Here is a 17,354-nt window from a genome sequence, read left to right on the forward strand (position 1 = left end):
CGTGACCCGTTCTGCATTCCGCCACCGCTGGCTGGCGCCCCTGACCCTGGCCCTCCTGGCCGCGCTGGGCACCCCCACCCTCAGCAGCGCCCAGCTCCCCGCCCTGGGCGATGGTGACGGCATGACCCTGGGCGCCGAGCGCCGCCTGGGTGACCAGATTGCGCGTGAGCTCTACCGTGACCCGGACTACTTAGATGACCCGGTGCTGCAGGAGTATGTGGAGGGCATCTGGCAGCAGCTGATGCAGGCGGCCCGCCAGCGCGGCGAACTCACGCCCGATCAGGACGAGCGTTTTGCCTGGCAGGTGCTGCTGGGCAAGGACCGCCAGGTCAACGCCTTTGCGCTGCCGGGCGGCTACATGGGCGTGTACCTGGGGCTGATCGCCATCGTGGCCAACCGCGACGAGCTGGCGTCGGTGCTGGGGCATGAACTCAGCCACATCACCCAGCGCCACATCTCGCGCATGATGAGCAAGGACAGCCAGCAGACCCCTTTGCTGGTGGCCGCGCTGATCCTGGCCGCCCTGGCGGCCAGCAAAAGCCCCGATGCCGCCAGCGCGCTGGTGGTGGGGGGGCAGGCACTCACGGTGCAGAATCAGCTCAAGTTCTCGCGCGACATGGAGCGCGAGGCCGATCGGGTGGGCTATGGCGTCATGACCCAGGCGGGCTTTGATGGCCAGGGCTTTGTCACCATGTTCGACAAACTGCAGCAGGCTTCGCGCCTGAACGACAACGGCGCCTACCCCTACCTGCGCAGCCACCCGCTGACCACCGAACGCATCGCCGACATGCAGGCCCGCCAGGAGCTGCGCCCCGGCAGCAAGGGGGGGGTGCCGACCTCGCTGGAGCACGCCCTCATCATGGCCCGGGCCCGGGCCATCAGTGCCGACAACATCGAATTGCAGCGCCAGCGCCAGACCGAACCCGATGGGGCTGCTTTCCGGCAGCAACCGCCCGTGCGTCAGGCGCAGGCCTTGTACGGGGCCGCGCTGGCCTCCATGCAACTGCGTGACTGGGCTCGCGCTCGCGATGCGGTCAATCGCCTGCAGCCTCTGGTGCAGTCCAGCCCCGAGGCCCTGCGCCTGCAGCGCCTGCTGGTGGCCGAGCTCGACCTGGCCACGGGCAAGCCTGCCACGGCGGCTGCTCTGCCAATGGGTGCGGGCGTGCGGCGTCCGGAGCTGTTGCTGGGCACCCAGGGGCGCCTGGCGCTGGGTGGCGTGGATCAGGCCGAACAGACGGCCGAAGCCCTGCAGACCTGGGTGACCGTGCACCCCCACGATGGCACGGCATGGCAGTGGTTGTCACGTGCCTGGGCGGGCGCTGGCAAGCCCTTGCGGGCGCTGCGGGCCGAAGCCGAGGTGCAGGTGGCGCACTTTGATTACAGCGGTGCCATGGACCGTTTCAAGGCCGCGCAAGACATGGTTCGCCGCGGCGGCAGCGCCGCCACCGACCATGTCGAGGCCTCGATCATCGATGCCCGCACCCGCGAGGTGGCCTCACTGCTGCGGGAACAGGCTGCGCAGCGCTGAGTCGATCACCATGCCCAAGGCCGAGTAGATCAGCGAGCCGATCAGGGCCGCACCAAACCCGGCCACCTGAAAGCCTTTGAGCACCTCGGCGGCGGCCCAGAACATGAAGGCATTGATCACGAACAGGAACAGCCCCAGCGTCACCACTGTCACGGGCAGTGTCAGCACCACCAGGATGGGGCGCAACACGGCGTTGAACAGGCCGATCACCAGCGCGGCCACCAAGGCCGCGCTCAGGCTGGTGACCTGCACGCCCGGGTACAGGTAGGCCACGAACATCAGTGCGGCTGCGCTCAGCAGCCATTTCAGCAGCAGTTTCATGGGCGCAGCATAGCAGCAGGTGGCACGCGGCACCCTGCTGCTTTACTCGGTGGCCAGCACCAGGGCGGCGCCCAGACCTGCCACGGCGCCCGGTACCGCCCAGCGCGCGCCGTGGGGCTCGGGCTGGTTGTGCGTCACGGCGGGCAGGTCCTGGCCCAGCTTGGGGCGGCGCGCATCCAGCACCCGGGCACCGGGGAACTGCCGGCGCAGGCTGTCCGACAGATCGGCCAGCGAGCCATGGGCCACCAGGCGGGTCAGTTGATCGCCGGGGCCCACCACGGCCTGCACCACGGGCTCGGTCACCTTGTCGGCCCAGCGGGCGCGCCAGTTCTCGCGGTTGGCGTAGCTTACCCATTTGCTCACGCGGCGCGTCATGCGCGGCGGGCAGGCCACCAGGATCCAGTGGGTGGCGGCCTGCTGCGCGGGGGCTGTGGCCGGCGCGAGCAGGGGCAGCAGTTGATGGCAGGCGTGTTCGGCATCGTCGAAGTAGGCAATCAGGGTGTCCATGGTTTCTCCTTGAGACGAAGGTGGCCGTGTGGGGCCGCTGGCGGGAACGGAAGCTGTCTTGGATCCGGGATGGAACATGGCAGGGGCCTGGTTCATGCCGAGGGGTCGGAGCTGATTTGCGGCGTGGTGCGGCCGCCCTGGTGGGTGGACTGCCGGCGCTGGTGCAGCCAGCCGGCGCCCAGCACGCCAGCAATGGCCACCCCGTAGGTGCTCCAGCGGGCCAGCGTGTTCATCAGTTCAGGCGGATCAAACACCGCGTCCAGCAAGGGCTCGCCCACGATCATGCGAGCGGCCGTGAAGGCCAACACCGCAGCGCCGGCATGGATGATCAGCGGGAAGCGTTCCACCAGCTTCAGCACCACCGAGCTGCCAAACACCACGATGGGCACGCTGATCAGCAGGCCCAGGATCACCAGGTCAAATGCGCCGTGCGCGGCCCCGGCGACGCCCAGCACGTTGTCGATGCCCATCAGGGCGTCGGCCACCACAATCGTCTTCATGGCACCCCAGAACGTGCTGGCGGCCGGGCCGTCGGCATGGCCATCGCCGTCGTCGGCCAGCAGTTTGTAGGCGATCCACAGCAGGCCCAGCCCACCGATCAGCATCAGGCCGGGCACCTTCAGCAGCCAGACCACGCCCACGGTCATCAGCGAGCGCACGCCGATGGCGCCCACCGTGCCCCACAGGATCGCCTTCTTCTGCAGGTGCGCAGGCAATTGCCGCGCGGCCAGGGCGATCACGATGGCGTTGTCCCCGGCCAGAACCAGGTCGATCAGAACGATGGCCAGCAGGGCGGACCACCACGGTGCGGAAAGAAATTCCATGAAAACACTCCAGGATGTGCAAGAACAAACCCTGGGGCAGGTGGCGGTCATGGTGGGGCTGGGCGCGCACCCAGGCGGATGCGGTGGCAGACACGCTTCGACCAAACCTGTCCCAGGTTCGAATCGAAGGTCTTGCTCGGCATGGAGTCATGCAGAAAATGCCCAACAAGCCGGAAGCCTAGGCTTCGTATTGACGACTTGCTGATCTGGTGTGGCGGTTGCACGAGGGTGCAGACCCGTTCACACCAAGGGAGCTACTCCCCTTCGTGCCCCGATTTAACCATTGGTCGCAGAGGCCTTGCAAGCTGTAGGCTTTTTGAAAGCCCGCGGTGCTGGCGTCGCTGTGGCCCGGTCACCAGGCAGGGCTGGCGGTGGCGGTGGCGGATTATGATCGCGCCCCTTGTTTTGAAATTGCCATGGCCGGAATCCACATCACCGACATCGAAGCCGCCATCAACCACTGGCGCGCCAAGAAGCCCTCGCCCGATGGGGTCGTTCTGTCGCCCGAGCTGCGCGCGCTGGCCGAGGTGTATGCGCTGATGGTGTATTTCCATGAAGACGAGGCCGACGAGTTCAGCCTGCCCGAGGCGGCCTGGCAGGCCTGGCAGGCCTGGTACGACACCACGCCCGACACCCCCTGCATTGCGATCTGCTCCACCAGCCAGGGCGACAGCCATTGCAAGGGCTGCGGCCGCACCTTTGACGAGGTGCAGCACTGGCCCGGCATGAGCGCCACCGAAAAACGCCACACCTGGCGCCGCATCACCCAGGAGGGGCAGGCCTGGCGCTTCAACCGCTACCTGGAGCGCGCCGCCGAAGGCCCCACCGCCGCAGCCCAAGCCATGCAGACCGCAGCCCAGGAAGCCCACCGCCAACGCCGCCGCCAAACCACCGCCTGACCCGACCTCACGCAGCCCGTTGACCAACGGGGCGCCTGCCCGATCAGGCAGGCCCTGCAACGAAGAGGTCAGCCCGCCGCCCGGCCGCCCGAAGGCGGGCTGGGCCCCCTTTGGGGGGCAGGGAGCGACACGCAGTGCGCGACCGTGGGGGCCAACAGTTCACTTCCAGCGGATGCACTCGATCTCTACGGTGTCTTTCGAGTCGCTCATCATCAGCGCACCTTCCTGCACCGTCGCCTGCAGCTGCATGCTGCGTTGCGCCAGCCTGGCCAGGGCCTGCGAGGCCTCGGTGGGCACGCGCCACACCTGCAGCTTGTCCATGCGGCTGACCTTGTTCTCCATGGTCTTCCACCACACCTCCGCGGCGTGGTGAAAGCAGTACACCAGCACCTGGTCCGACTTTTGGCAGGCCTTGAGCATGGGCTTTTCTTCGGGCTGGCCCACCTCCACCCACACCCGCTTGTACCCGGTGAAGTCGGTCAGCGACACGTCGGGGTCGTCCGGGTCTGACAGGCCGGCGCCAAAGGCCAGGGTGCCGTCGCCGTTGCACACGTCCTGCAACTGGTGCGCCTGCAGCGCCAGGGCCGCCAGGCGGATCATCATGCGTTCATCGGTTTCGCTGGGATGGCGTGCCAGGGTGAGGGCGTGGTCCGCGTAGTAGTTGTGGTCGATGTCGGCGATCGACAGGGCGGCTTTGAAGATGGTGGATTTGAGAGCCATGAGGCGTTCTTGTTCTGAAAGGATAAGGTCGCAAAACCCGTGCAGGGGCCTGTGCCGTGCGAGCCACAAGCGGCTATGCTGGCAGCGGGATGGGCCCGCCTGCGGGTGGGTCGGTCCATTCGAATGGAGCATCGACTGCCATGGGTCCAACCTTGCATTTCACCACAGGCGCTGTTTTGCCCTGGCGCCGCACGCTGTGGCGGGGGGCCGGGCTGGCCGGCTTGGCGCTCTCCCTCGCCCAGGTTGCGGGGGCCGGGCCTGCCGCGGTGTGGCGCCTGCAGGATGCGCAAGGCCGCACGGTGTTCACCGATCGGGTCAGCGAAGACGACATTGCCTCGGGTCGGGCGCAGCCGGTGAAGGTTGAGAAGGTGACGCCTGAGATGGCTGCCCAGGCGCAGGCCAAGCGACAGCATGAGCAGGTCGAAATCGACCGCTACAACCAGCAACTCAACCAGAAGCTGCAGCGCCGCAGCGAGGCGGCGCGCGCCGTCGAACTGGCCCGCCAGCACCTGGAGCAGGCCCAGGCCCTCTATCTGGCCGGCGAGGCCCCGCGTGAGGACGAATCGAATCGGGTGCGCACGGGCTCGCGCCTCAGCGAGCGTTATGCCCAGCGGCGCCTGCGCGAGCGCCAGGCCATCGACAATGCGGCCCTGGCGCTGCAGCGCGCCCAGGCCTACCAGGCCTCGCTGCCCTGAGCAGCTTGAGGCCTGTGGGCCTCAGGCCCGGCGTGCCAGTTCGGCGGCCTTGCCCACGTAGCTGCCCGGCGTCATGGCCAGCAGGCGGTCTTTTTCGGCCTGCGGGATTTCCAGCGAACGGATCAGGCCGTGCAGGGCTTCGGCCGTCACGGTCTTGCCACGGGTCACTTCCTTGAGCTTTTCGTAGGCACCCTGCACGCCAAAGCGGCGCATCACGGTCTGGATGGGCTCGGCCAGCACTTCCCACGAGGCGTCCAGGTCAGCTGCCAGGGCTTCTTCGTTGAGTTCGAGCTTGTTCAGGCCCACCATCAGCGAGTTGTAGGCCAGGGCGGCGTAGCCCAGGGCCACGCCGATGTTGCGCAGCACCGTGCTGTCGGTCAGGTCACGCTGCCAGCGGCTCACCGGCAGCTTTTCGCTCAGGTGGCGCAACACGGCATTGGCCAGGCCCAGGTTGCCTTCGGCGTTCTCGAAGTCGATCGGGTTGACCTTGTGCGGCATGGTCGACGAGCCGATCTCGCCGGCCTTCAGGCGTTGCTTGAAGTAGCCCAGGCTCACATAGCCCCACACGTCACGCGACCAGTCGACCAGGATGGTGTTGGCGCGGGCCACGGCATCGAAGAACTCGGCCATGTAATCGTGCGGCTCGATCTGGATGCTGTAGGGCTGGAAGGTCAGGCCCAGGCCCAGGGGTTCGGGCGACTCGATCACCTTCTTGCTGAAGGCCTCCCAGTCGAAGTCGGGCCAGGCCGACAGGTGGGCGTTGTAGTTGCCGACGGCGCCGTTCATCTTGCCCATCAGCTTCACCGCGGCGATCTTCTCGCGGGCGGCGGCCAGGCGCACCAGCACGTTGGCCACTTCCTTGCCCACCGTGGTCGGGCTGGCGGTCTGGCCATGGGTGCGGCTCAGCAGGGGCACGTCGGCATAGGCGTGCGCCATGTCGCGCAGCTTGGTGATGAGGCCGTCCAGGGCCGGCAGGATCACCACGTCACGCGCGGCCTTGATCTGCAGCGCGTGGCTGGTGTTGTTGATGTCTTCGCTGGTGCAGGCAAAGTGCACGAATTCGCTGGCGGCCTGCAGCTCGGGGCGGGCCTCGAACTTTGACTTGATCCAGTACTCCACGGCCTTCACGTCGTGGTTGGTGGTCTTTTCGATCTCCTTGATGGCCAGGCCATCGGCTTCGGAGAAGTTCTTCACCAGGCCCAGCAGGTAGGTGCGGGCGCCGGGGGTGAGGGGTTTGAATTCGTCAAAACCGGCGTCGGACAGCGCGATGAACCACGCCACCTCCACCTGCACACGGCGGTGCATGTATCCCAGCTCGCTCATGAGCGGGCGCAGGGGGCTGAGTTTGCTGGCGTAACGACCGTCCAGCGGCGAAAGGGCGGAGATGGGTGAGAAGCTCATCCCTGAATTGTAGGTTGCCGGGCCGGGACAGGGGCGACTCGATAGAATGCGCTGCACGGATCCCTGGTCCCATTCCCTGAGACATAGACACATGAAATTGATCGGTTCTACCACCAGCCCGTATGTGCGAAAAGTGCGCATCGTGATGGCCGAAAAAAAGCTCGACTACCAGTTCGTCATTGAGAACGTCTGGGCCGATGACACGACGATCAGCACCTCCAACCCCCTGGGCAAGGTGCCGTGTCTGGTGATGGAGGGCGGCGAGGCCGTCTTCGATTCGCGCGTCATCGTCGAGTACCTCGACACCCTGTCGCCCGTCGGCAAGCTGATCCCGGCCCAGGGCCGCGAGCGCGCCGAGGTCAAGACCTGGGAGGCGCTGGCCGATGGCCTGATGGACGCCGGCCTGCTGGCACGCATGGAAACCGTGTGGGCACACCGCCCGCCCGAGCAGCAATGCCAGGCCTGGATCGACCGCCAGATGGGCAAGATCACCGAAAGCCTCAAGGCCATGAGCCAGGGCCTGGGCGACAAGCCTTTCTGCAGTGGCATCCACCTCAGCCTGTCCGACATCGCCGTGGGTTGTGCCCTGGGCTGGCTCGAGTTCCGCTTTCCTGAGGTGCCCTGGCGCACCGAGCACCCCAACCTGGCGCGCCTCATGGACAAGCTCATGCAGCGCCCCAGCTTTGCCGACACCCGCCCGGCCTGAAGCGCCTCGGTGCGGGGCATGGCCCTCCAATCAAAAGCCGGCCTTGGCCGGCTTTTTCATGTCTGGGCCCCGGGGCTCACGGCTCACTCGCGGGCGCGTTGCTTCAGCCAGCGCATCATGCGGCCCACCACGGGCAGTTTCTCGTACAGCTCTTCGGCCGCGTCCCAGTAGTCGCGGTGCAGCGTGATCAGGCCCTGCTCGTCGTACACCAGATGGCTGGCGCCACGCACCGTCTGCCACTGGGTGGGCGAGAAGCGCTGGAATCGGAACAAGAAATCCCAGGTCAGAAAGCAGTGCGGGCCCTGCACCACGCGCTGGGTCACGACAAAGTGCGGCTCATGCAGCGACACGAACATGTGCTGGAACACCCCCTCGATCGCGGCCAGGCCACGCACCTCGTTGAACGGGTCCTTGAAGACCGCATCAGCCGCGTAGTGCTGCCCCAGTCGGGCCAGATCGGTCGGGCGCAGGTGTTCAAAGAACTGCACCGTGCGCTGCACGGCGGCATCGATCCCGCCGGGGGCGGGTGACAGGGGTTCGGTCATGGTCACAGTCCTGTGAAGCGGCGCACCAGCGGAAAGTAGACAGGGTAAGGCAGGCACTGCAAGAGCTTCATCACGCGGCTGAATCGTTTCGGAAAATGGATGTCGAAATCTCCCTGGCGCCAGCCTTGCAGCATGGCCAGTGCCGCCTGCTCGGGGCTGATCAGGGCCGGCATGGCAAAGTCGTTCTGGGCCGTCAGCGGGGTGGCCACAAAGCCGGGGTTGATCACGCTCACGCCCAGGCCCAGGTCCTGCAGGTCCAGGTACAGGGTTTCGGCCAGGTGGATCAGTGCCGCCTTGGTCGGGCCATAGGCCAGGCTGTTGGGCAGGCCCCGGTAGCCCGCCACGCTGCTGACCAGGCTCAGGTGGCCAGGCCGCCCGGCGCGGGCCGCCTCGATCATGCCGGGCAGCACGGCGTCCAGCACATGCAGGGCCCCCATGTAGTTGATCTGCAGGTGCTGCAGCAGGCTGTCGAGCCGCAGCTGCGTGGCCCGCATGGGCTGGTAGTAGCCGGCGCAGTACAGCATCAGGTCCAGCGGGCCCGCGCCCAGCACCTGGGCGGCCACGGCCTGCACCTGATCGCGCTGCGTCACGTCCAGTGCCAGGCCCTGGCTGCCGGGGTGCTGGTGGGCAAAAACCTGCAGCGCCTCGGCATTGCGCGCCGACACGATCACCTGGGCGCCCCGCTGGTGCAGTGCGCTGGCCGTGGCCAGCCCGATGCCGCTGGAGGCTCCCACCAGCCACACCCGGCGTCCCTGCCAGTCGGTGATGCGCGGGTTGCGGCTCATGGCTGCGCCTTCTGGAACGACAGCAGTACCTCGCCCAGGCGCACACCGAATTTGCTCATGGTGGCCCGGTTCAGCATGGTCTGCGCGCTCATCAGGATCATCCAGTCGTCAAATTGCACGTGGTAGGTGCTGCCGTCCACCGGCAGCGCCAGGGTGTAGTTCCAGCGCAGCGCGTTGCCGGCCACCTGGCCCTGGGCCTCGCCGACCACATCATCGGCCCGGCCCCGGTAGAGTCCGTCGGGCAGGCGGGTCAAGTGCCAGACGCGGCGCTGGGTGCTGCCGTCGGAGTAGCTGAAATGTTCGTCCAGCACGCCTTCGTCGCCGTCCCAGCGGCAATCCATCACCACGGTGAAGCGCTTCACGATGCGACCGCTGCGGTCCTGGAACAGGCCCTGGGCATCCACGCGGCCCTTGAAGAACTCGCGCAGATCCAGGGCGGGTTTTTCGGCCGCGTAGTCGCTCACCTGGGGGCCGGCACAGCCTGCCAGCGCCAAGGTGGCGGCGCCCAGGGCGCAGCGCAGAAAGTGTTGTCGGTTCATGGTGTGTCGAGGGGTGAGGGTTGAAGAAGGGGCCCGGGTTGGGCCTTGGCCCGGGCTGCTGGCCGCAGGATCAACTGGTACAGCGCCGCGGCCGCCCCCAGCTTGAGCGCGCAAGGCAGCGCGGCATAGCCCAGGCTCAGGGCCTGCAGGCCGGCTGCGTCGGTGCTGCCGGGCGTGTAGCCCAGCGCGGCCAGCAGGGGCAGTGCCAGGCCGGCAGCCAGGGCCAGGTTCAGCTTGTTGGCAAAGTTCCACCAGCCAAAGCTGGCCCCTGCCGAGGCGGCGCCGGGCTGGGCCAGCACGCCGGCCAGCAGGGCACCGGGCACCACCAGATCGGCCCCCAGCGTCAGTCCGGACAGGGCGCAGATCCAGCGGAACGCGCCCACCTGCCCCGTCCCCAACGTGGCGGCCCAGGCAAACACCGCCACCGCCAGCAGCATGCCGGCCAGCCAGCAGCGCGTCAGCCCCCAGCGCGCCACGGCACGCAGCCACAGCGGCATGGCGGCGGCGGCACTCAGAAAGTACAGACCCAGCAACACCGGCTCTTGTCCGGGCGCGGCGTGCAGCCGGTCCTGCACAAAAAACAGCAGCAAGGTGGCCGGCACCGCGCTGGCGATGCCATTCAGCACAAAGACCCCCATCAGGCGGCGGAAGGCCACCTGCCGCCACGGCTGCCACAGCCCGGCCGGATCGGCGGATTCGTTGGCCGGAGGCCGGGGGGAAGGCACCGGGGCGCGGTGCCAGGCCAGCCAGCCCAGCATCAGCAAGCCACTGAAGGCGGCGAGCATGGCCGGCACCCCCAGCAGCGTAGGCAGCACCGAGGCCAGCACCACCCCCAGCAGACCTGCGCCCTCGCGCCAGGCCACCACCCGGCCGCGCTGTGCTTCGTCACCGCCCAGGCGGGCGCCCCAGGCCTGGTGGGCGATGCTCAACAGGCTGTAAGCCGGGTAGGCCAGGGCCAAGCCTGCCGCAGCCCAAACCAGCAAGGCGCCCGGGCTGTGCACCGGGGGCATGAACACGGCCCACAGGGCCAGCGCGAGCAAGGCACCGGCCGCGGCACAGGCACGCCACACGGCCTGTGGCCCCTGGTGCAGCAGGCGATCGGCGAGCCGGCCCAGGGCCGGGTCGACCAGCGCGTCCAGCAGGCGGGCGCCCAGCAGCACGCCCCCCAGGGCCGCCAGCGGGGCGCCCAGCGTGCTGGCGTAATGGTGCGGCAGCACCACGTACAGGGGCAGGGCCACAAAGGCCAGGGGCAGGCCCATCAGGCCATAGGCCAGGCCTTGGGGCGGCGTCAGGGCGGGCTGCACGCCGGTCACAGGCGAGGGTGGGGCAAGGTCGGCCATGAGGCAAATCCCTTCAGCGGGCGCCGGTCACGGGTGCCAGCAAGGCTTGCCGCAGCGAGGGCTCCGAGGTCGATGCGGAGAGCCAGATGCCGAAGAACAGTCGCGAGAAGCGGGCGTCTTCCAGCGCGCCCAGGGGGCGGTTGTTGTACAAGAAGCGGGCTCCGGCGTCGGGCTGGTGCAGGCCCAACAGCCGGTCGCCGTTCTTCACATCGGGCAGCAGGGCCTGCAACTGGGCCTGCCAGCGGGCGCCCTGCTCATCGCTGATGGGCTCGATGCGGCGCATCTCGCTGAGCGAGCGCTTGGCGATGGCCTCGGCGCTGAAGTCGCGCAGGTAGAGCAGCTCAAGCGCCAGCGGCAGGCTGGCGTACTGCTCGGCGCTAAAGCCCGGGCTCACCCACAGACGGGCCTGGTAGACCGACCAGCCCAGAAAGCGCATCGTGGCCTCGCCGGCGGGCACGGCGCCGGGCAAGGGTGGGTGCTGGGGGCTCGCGGCGGCATGGCCTGCGCTGGCCGCCAGCGCGGCCCACCAGAGCAGGTTCTGGCGGCGTTTCATGCGGGCTTCACCAGGGTGTACTGCACCAGGTCGATGCTGCCCATCGAGAAGCCGGCCTCGCAATAGGCCAGGTAGAACTCCCAGATGTGCATGAAGCGTTCGTCAAAACCCAGTTGCTGGATCTGGCTGCGCTGGGCCAGAAAGCGTTCGCGCCAGCGGCGCAGGGTTTCGGCGTAATCCTGGCCGAAGGCGAAGCTGTCCTCGACCTGCAGGCCGGCGGCTTCGGCGGCCTGGCGAAACTCGCGTGGGCAGGGCAGGCAGCCGCCCGGAAAGATGTATTGCTGGATGAAGTCGGTCGAGCCGATGTAGCGCTCGAACAAGGCGTCATCGATCACGATGCTCTGGATGCAGGCCCGCCCACCCGGCTTGAGCAGGCGCTGGATGGCCGAGAAATAGGTGGGCCAGTACTCGCGCCCCACGGCCTCGACCATCTCGATCGAGCACACCGCATCGTAGGGGCCGTCGTCGATGTCGCGGTAGTCCTGCAGGCGCAGGTCGGCCCGGTCTGGCACGCCCAGCGCGTGCATGCGCTGCCGGGCAAAGTCCAACTGCTCGGTGGACAGGGTCACGCCGGTCAGCCGGGCCTGGAACTCGGTGGTGCTCATCTCGGCCAGGGCGCCCCAGCCGCAGCCGATCTCCAGCACCCGGTCGCCCGGCTGCACGCGGGCCATGCGCAGCGCCCGGCGCACCTTGGCGTGCTGGGCGCTGCGCATGTCCTGGTCTGGTCCGGCCTCGAACCAGGCCGACGAGTAGTTCATCGTGTCGTCCAGCCAGAGCTCGTAAAAGGCGTTGCCCAGGTCGTAGTGGGCGTGGATGTTTTTCTGGCTGTTGTGCCGCGTGTTGCGGTTGAGCAGGTGCTTGATGCGGTACAGCAGGCGCCCGGCCCAGCTGCCATAGATCACGTCTTCCACGTGCTGGCGGTTGGCCAGGAACACCTTCAGCAATTCGGTCAGGTTGGGCGTGGTCCAGTCACCGGCGATGTAGCTCTCGGCAAAGCCGATGTCGCCCGATTTCAGGGCCGCCCGGCACACCTGCCAGTTGCGCAGCGTCATGGCCGCCGCGGGGCCGTGGCCGTCGCCGAAATGGTGCAAAGCCCCATCGGGCAATTGCACGGTCAGCGAGCCGTGCTGCAGTCGCTGCAGCAGCCTGAGCGCGGTGCGCGCGGCGGCGGGCGTGCCCTGCGGCAGGGTGAACGAGGTGGGGGCGGTGCTGCTGTTCATGGCGTTCGGGGTGGGCAGGTCAACGGCTGACGAAGGCGGTGGGCGCTTCGGGCTTGCGGTGAAAGGGCACGCGCTTGAGCCACAGCCTGAGCGCCTGCAGGTGGATGCGGGCCATCAGGGCCAGCGTCATCAAAGGGTGGCCCCACAGCGCGCGGCGCACACTGGCGGGCGTGATCGGTTCCAGCGTGCCGCTGACACTGGTCTGCAGCAGCGGGCCCTGGGCGTCATCGTGGTCGATGCGCACCACGGTGCGATCCAGGCCGTCGCGCTGTGTGCGCATGAAGCGAAAGCGGTAGCTGCCCTGCACGGCGCAGAAGGGCGACACATGGAACACCTTGCGAGCGCTCAGCTCGGCGCCCCAGAAGGGCCCGCTGGCAGGAGGATCCAGCAGGTAGCAATGGCGCTCGCCGAAGGTGTTGTTCACCTCGACCACGATGGCGCGCAGCGTGCCATCGGCGCGGTGGCAGTACCAGAAGCTCACGGGCTTGAAGGTGTAGCCCAGCACGCGCGGGTAGCAGTGCAGCCACACGGGGCCGGTGGCGTCGAGGATGCCCTCGGCTTGCAGCACCTGCTCCAGCCAGGCCAGGGCACCCCCCTGGCTGGCCGGGCGGCCATCGCCGTGGTCGACATCGTGAAAGCTCAGGGCGGCGCGCCGGTTGATGCCCAAGGGGCCGTCGCAGCCCGCCAGTTCACGCATCGGCAGCAGCACAAAGAAGGTGGGGTAGGCAAAGGCGTGGCGATGGGGCCGCAGGCGGGTGTGACGCACCTGGCCAAAGCCCAGCAGGGGCTGGGTCTGTTCCGCCGCGGGGCTGGGGGGCGCCATGCGTTGCGGCCTCATGCGGCCCGGGCCTGCGATGCCGCCAGGGTGGGCTGCAGCATGGCCGCCGCCTGCAGGCCGGATTTCAGGCCATCTTCATGGAAGCCGTAGCCTGTCCAGGCGCCGCAGAACCAGGTGTGCTGGCGGCCTTGCAGGTGGGGCACCTGCTGCTGGGCCGCAATGGCGGCCAGGTCGAACACCGGGTGTTCGTAGTCGTACTCGCCCAGCACCTGGGCCGGGGCAATCGCTTTCACCGGATTGAGCGACACCAGCACCGGTTGTTCAAAGGGCAGCGGCTGCAGTCGGTTGATCAGGTAGTGCAGGCAGACGCGGGTGGATTCCTGGGCGCTGTCGGCCGCGCGTTCGTAATTCCAGGCGGCCCAGGCCTGGCGCCGTTGGGGCAGCACGCTGGCATCGGTGTGCAGCACGGCCCGGTTGGCCTGGTAGCGGATGGCGCCCAGCACCTCGCGCTCCAGCGTGCTGGCATCGGCAAGCAAGCCCAGGGCCTGGTTGGGATGGGTGGCAAGCACCAGTCGATCGAAGCGTTCGGCTCCCTGGTCGCTGGTCACTCGCACGCCGGCGGCGTCGCGTTCGATGCGATGCACCGGCGTGTTGAGCCGTTTGTCGTCCAGGCCGGCGAGGATTTTGTCCACATAGTGGCGGGCGCCGCCGGTCACGGTGTGCCACTGGGGCCGCTGGCTGACCTGGATCAGGCCATGGTTGTGGCAGAAACGGATCATGGTGGCCACCGGAAACTTCAGCATCTGGTCGGTCGGACAGCTCCAGATGCAGCCCAGCATGGGCAGGAAGTACCAGTCACGGAAGGCGTCGCCGAAACGGTGCTGGCGCAGAAAGTCGGCCAGCGGCTGCATCAGGGCGCATTCTTCGTTGGCGCGGGCGATGCGCGTGCACAGCGCATTGAAGCGCAGCAGATCGGCCAGCATGCCCAGAAAGCGCGGGCGCAGCAGATTGCTGCGCTGGGCAAACACCGTGGCCAGGCTGGAGCCGCTCCACTCCAGGTCGTGGCCGTCCAGGGCCCCCGGTGCTTTCACCGAGAACGACATGTCCGAGGGCGACGTGGCCACGCCCAACTCGGCCAGCAGCCGGATCAGTTGGGGGTAGGTGCGTTCGTTGAAGACCAGAAAGCCGGTGTCCACCCCATGGGTGACCGGGCCGCGTGCCGTGGGCAGGGTGATGTCGACCGTGTGGGTGTGGCCGCCAAAGTAGGCGCCTGCCTCGAACAGGGTGACAGTGGCCTGGTCGCGCAAGGCATGAGCCGCCGCCAGGCCGGAGATGCCGGATCCGATCACGGCGACCTTCATGGCTGGCCTCCGTGGCGGCGGGCTGAGCCCAGAAGGGCCAGAGGGAAGAAAAGTGTTGCGAAGCGCCCCGGAACGAAGGAGGGAGGGAGGGAGGAGGAGAAGCGTTCCAGGATTTCGACCGGCCTATACAGCGCCGGAAGGCTTCGCAACAACAAAAGCAACTTTGAACCAGAAGTTCTCAGTGCCCGATAGAGTGGGGACTTCCCAGAAAAGTTCCAGGGCTGAAAACGTAAATTCCCGTAAAGACAAGACATGTTTTCCTCCGGGTCTCAGTGCGCCTGCAACTCGTGCTGCAAGGCCTTGATCAAAGCCTTGTCATCGGGGCCGCTCATGCTGGAGTAGCTGGCCACCACGCGGCCATCGCGCCCCAGCAGGTATTTGTAGAAGTTCCAGCGTGGCTTCTGGCCTGACAACTCGGCCAGTTGCTTGAAGAAGGGCGATGCGTCGGCCCCGGTCACGCTGCTTTTGGCAAACATGGGGAACTTCACCCCGAAGGTGTTTTCGCAGAAGTCGGCGATCTGCTTGTTGTCGCCGGTTTCCTGGGCAAAGTCATTCGACGGAAAGCCCAGCACCACCAGCCCCTGGTCCTTGTATCGTGCGTACAGCGCCTCCAGGCCCTTGTACTGCCCGGTGAAACCGCAGTAACTGGCGGTGTTCACCACCAGCACCACCTTGCCGGCGTACTGGCACAGCGACTGGGGCTTTTCGTCTTGCAGGCGGGCAAAGGTGTGTTGCAAGGTGGCCGGGCAACTGGACGCGGCACCGGGGTTCGGGGCGGCTGGTGCCGCCGTCGCCGCCCGGGCTGCCGGCATCGCGAGCACCGAGGTCAGGCCCAGGGCCAGCCCTGGCAGCAGCTTGGAAAACAGTTTTTTCATGGGGCCTCCTGGGCCGGAATCGGTGGCGATCAGGACACAATCGTCTGTGACCGATTCCGAAGGGTTTTGAATTTGTACTGAAGTGTATTTGACCGATACTAAACAGTATTCGTGACACCATTTTGCCAGTCGGGTTTTTTCCGGATCCGTGCTGTCCCCTGTTTTTGTTCCAGATGTCCATGACCCATGACCGCTCCGGCCCCGCCTGGACCCACCCGCGACGGGTGGTCTGGGTGTTGGGCGATCAGCTCTGGTTCGGCCACCCGGCCCTGCGTGATTTCGACCCTGCCTGCGACCATGTTCTGATGGTCGAGGCGCCGGGCGAGGCCTCGGTGGTCTGGAGCCACAAGGCACGCATTGCGCTGTTCCTGTCGGCCATGCGTCACTTCTGCAACGAGGTGCATCGCCGCGGTTGGGCCTACACCTATGTTCGCCTGGACGAGCAGCCCGAAACGCCTGACCTCGACGGTCGCGCCCTGCGGGTTTTGCAGGCCCTGCGGCCCGAGACACTGCGCCTGTGCGAGCCCGGAGAATGGCGCACCCTGGAAGACGTGCGCAGGGTGGCCCATGCCGCCCAGCTGGCGCTCGAGGTGCTGCCTGACCCTCATTTCATGTGCTCGCGCGCCGAGTTCGCCCGCTGGGCGCTGGGCAAGAAAGAGCTGCGCCAGGAGCTCTTCTACCGCGACATGCGCCGGCGTCACCGGGTGCTCATGAACGGGCGCGACCCGGTGGGCGGGCAATGGAACTTCGATGTCGAGAACCGCCGTGGCTACCCGGCCAGCGGCCCGGGCGCCATTCCCGAGCCCGAGTTTTTTGAGCCCGATCGCATCACCGTGCAGGTGATCGCGCTGGTCGAAAAGCACTTTCCCGATCACCCCGGCTCGCTGGCGCATTTTGGCTGGCCGGTCACGCGCGAACAGGCGCTGGAGGCGCTGGAGCGTTTTGTCTCGGTGCGGCTGGCTCATTTCGGGCCGCATCAGGACGCCTTGTGGACCGCCACGCCGTGGGGCTGGCACTCGCTGCTGTCGGTGGCTTTGAATCTGCACCTGCTGGACCCGCGCGAGGTGCTGGCGGCGGCCGAGGCCGCCTGGCGGGAGCATCACCTGCCCTTGGCCAGTGTCGAAGGCTTTGTGCGCCAGGTGCTGGGCTGGCGCGAGTTCATTCGCGGGGTTTACTGGCTCGACATGCCGCAACTCGCCCAGTCCAACCACTGGGGCCACCAGCGTGGCCTGCCGGCCTGGTACTGGAGCGGTGACACCCGCATGGCCTGCATGCGCGAGGTGGTGCAGCAGACCCTGGCCCACGGTTATGCGCACCACATCCAGCGCCTGATGGTCACCGGCCAGTTCGCGCTGCTGGCCGAGATCGAGCCGCGCCAGGTCGGCGACTGGTACCTGGCGATGTACGTCGATGCGGTCGAGTGGGTGGAGCTGCCCAACACCTTGGGCATGGCGCTGAACGCCTGCGGCGGGCGCTTCACCAGCAAACCCTACATCGCCAGCGGGCAATACATCCAGCGCATGAGCAACTACTGTGGCAACTGCCCGTATGACCCGGCACTGCGCACGGGCGATACCGCCTGTCCGGTCACCGTGCTCTATTGGCGGTTTTTGCTGCGCCATGAAGCGGATTTCAAGGCCCATCCCCGCATGGCGCTGATGGCGCGCAGCCTGGCCCGGCTGCCGCCTGCCGAGCGCATTGCCATAACTGAAAAGGCCAATCATGTCCTTGATCACCTCGATGATTTGTGAAGGTTT

Annotated in this window: 19 protein-coding genes; 5 read left to right on the forward strand and 14 right to left on the reverse strand. The window is 67.3% G+C overall.

The features are described from left to right. Position 1: 1 nt before the first annotated feature. Positions 2-1,528, forward strand: coding sequence for a M48 family metalloprotease (locus tag AC07VS_RS10755; protein WP_494750943.1), 1,527 nt, complete (start codon positions 2-4; stop codon positions 1,526-1,528). On the opposite strand, the gene AC07VS_RS10760 is transcribed toward AC07VS_RS10755, so the two are convergent. The 3 genes from AC07VS_RS10760 to AC07VS_RS10770 form a co-directional block, all read right to left on the reverse strand. Then, positions 1,496-1,849, reverse strand: a complete 354-nt coding sequence (locus tag AC07VS_RS10760; protein ID WP_492348470.1) for a phage holin family protein — start codon at positions 1,847-1,849, stop codon at positions 1,496-1,498. The genes AC07VS_RS10755 and AC07VS_RS10760 overlap by 33 nt on opposite strands. 42 nt (positions 1,850-1,891) lie before the next feature. Further along, complete coding sequence (locus AC07VS_RS10765) at positions 1,892-2,356, reverse strand: hypothetical protein (RefSeq protein WP_492348469.1); 465 nt, start codon at positions 2,354-2,356, stop codon at positions 1,892-1,894. Between the two features lie 92 nt (positions 2,357-2,448). Beyond that, entirely contained in the window at positions 2,449-3,180 is a 732-nt protein-coding gene (locus AC07VS_RS10770; RefSeq protein WP_494750944.1) for a TerC family protein, read from the reverse strand. 416 nt (positions 3,181-3,596) lie between these two features. Between AC07VS_RS10770 and AC07VS_RS10775 the strand changes: the two genes are divergently transcribed. Next, positions 3,597-4,079, forward strand: coding sequence for a DUF3717 domain-containing protein (locus AC07VS_RS10775; protein ID WP_492348467.1), 483 nt, complete (start codon positions 3,597-3,599; stop codon positions 4,077-4,079). Between the two features lie 159 nt (positions 4,080-4,238). Here the strand turns inward: AC07VS_RS10775 and AC07VS_RS10780 are convergent, their stop codons facing one another. Then, positions 4,239-4,799 carry a YaeQ family protein gene (locus tag AC07VS_RS10780; RefSeq protein WP_494655758.1) on the reverse strand — a complete coding sequence of 187 codons (561 nt, stop codon included), beginning with the start codon at positions 4,797-4,799 and terminating at the stop codon, positions 4,239-4,241. Positions 4,800-4,939: 140 nt separating this feature from the next. Here AC07VS_RS10780 and AC07VS_RS10785 point away from each other — a divergent pair, with 140 nt between their 5' ends. Further along, on the forward strand, positions 4,940-5,494 hold the full coding sequence (locus tag AC07VS_RS10785) for a DUF4124 domain-containing protein (RefSeq protein ID WP_494750945.1): 555 nt from the start codon (positions 4,940-4,942) through the stop codon (positions 5,492-5,494). A 21-nt stretch (positions 5,495-5,515) separates the two neighbouring features. On the opposite strand, the gene purB is transcribed toward AC07VS_RS10785, so the two are convergent. Continuing rightward, entirely contained in the window at positions 5,516-6,895 is a 1,380-nt protein-coding gene (gene purB / locus AC07VS_RS10790) for an adenylosuccinate lyase (protein ID WP_492348464.1), read from the reverse strand. Positions 6,896-6,986: 91 nt separating this feature from the next. Here purB and AC07VS_RS10795 point away from each other — a divergent pair, with 91 nt between their 5' ends. Beyond that, on the forward strand, positions 6,987-7,601 hold the full coding sequence (locus AC07VS_RS10795) for a glutathione S-transferase N-terminal domain-containing protein (RefSeq protein WP_019573903.1): 615 nt from the start codon (positions 6,987-6,989) through the stop codon (positions 7,599-7,601). Between the two features lie 83 nt (positions 7,602-7,684). Here AC07VS_RS10795 and AC07VS_RS10800 read toward each other — a convergent pair whose 3' ends face one another. The 9 genes from AC07VS_RS10800 to AC07VS_RS10840 all read right to left on the reverse strand — a co-directional run bounded on the left by AC07VS_RS10800 (position 7,685) and on the right by AC07VS_RS10840 (position 15,597). Next, positions 7,685-8,146, reverse strand: coding sequence for a nuclear transport factor 2 family protein (locus AC07VS_RS10800; RefSeq protein ID WP_492348462.1), 462 nt, complete (start codon positions 8,144-8,146; stop codon positions 7,685-7,687). Positions 8,147-8,148: 2 nt separating this feature from the next. After that, positions 8,149-8,931, reverse strand: a complete 783-nt coding sequence (locus AC07VS_RS10805) for an SDR family NAD(P)-dependent oxidoreductase (protein ID WP_492348461.1) — start codon at positions 8,929-8,931, stop codon at positions 8,149-8,151. After that, complete coding sequence (locus AC07VS_RS10810) at positions 8,928-9,470, reverse strand: DUF3833 domain-containing protein (protein ID WP_494750946.1); 543 nt, start codon at positions 9,468-9,470, stop codon at positions 8,928-8,930. The genes AC07VS_RS10805 and AC07VS_RS10810 overlap by 4 nt, the downstream gene beginning before the upstream one ends. Continuing rightward, positions 9,467-10,810 (reverse strand): MFS transporter, encoded by a 1,344-nt coding sequence (locus AC07VS_RS10815; RefSeq protein ID WP_494750947.1) that lies wholly within the window; start codon positions 10,808-10,810, stop codon positions 9,467-9,469. Before AC07VS_RS10815 ends, AC07VS_RS10810 begins: the two co-directional genes overlap by 4 nt. 13 nt (positions 10,811-10,823) lie before the next feature. Further along, a complete protein-coding gene (locus tag AC07VS_RS10820; RefSeq protein WP_492348458.1) occupies positions 10,824-11,363 on the reverse strand; it encodes a chalcone isomerase family protein in 540 nt (179 codons plus the stop codon). Then, complete coding sequence (locus tag AC07VS_RS10825; RefSeq protein WP_492348457.1) at positions 11,360-12,583, reverse strand: class I SAM-dependent methyltransferase; 1,224 nt, start codon at positions 12,581-12,583, stop codon at positions 11,360-11,362. Before AC07VS_RS10825 ends, AC07VS_RS10820 begins: the two co-directional genes overlap by 4 nt. 19 nt (positions 12,584-12,602) lie before the next feature. Further along, a complete protein-coding gene (locus AC07VS_RS10830; protein WP_494655752.1) occupies positions 12,603-13,406 on the reverse strand; it encodes a DUF1365 domain-containing protein in 804 nt (267 codons plus the stop codon). 11 nt (positions 13,407-13,417) lie between these two features. Further along, a complete protein-coding gene (locus AC07VS_RS10835) occupies positions 13,418-14,722 on the reverse strand; it encodes an NAD(P)/FAD-dependent oxidoreductase (protein WP_494750948.1) in 1,305 nt (434 codons plus the stop codon). A gap of 269 nt (positions 14,723-14,991) precedes the next feature. Next, positions 14,992-15,597: a glutathione peroxidase gene (locus tag AC07VS_RS10840; RefSeq protein ID WP_494750949.1), complete on the reverse strand. Its 606-nt coding sequence runs from the start codon at positions 15,595-15,597 to the stop codon at positions 14,992-14,994. A gap of 179 nt (positions 15,598-15,776) precedes the next feature. Between AC07VS_RS10840 and AC07VS_RS10845 the strand changes: the two genes are divergently transcribed. Further along, positions 15,777-17,348: a cryptochrome/photolyase family protein gene (locus tag AC07VS_RS10845; protein ID WP_494655749.1), complete on the forward strand. Its 1,572-nt coding sequence runs from the start codon at positions 15,777-15,779 to the stop codon at positions 17,346-17,348. Positions 17,349-17,354: the final 6 nt, after the last annotated feature.

The organism is Curvibacter sp. GW821-FHT01G03, from assembly GCF_059422285.1.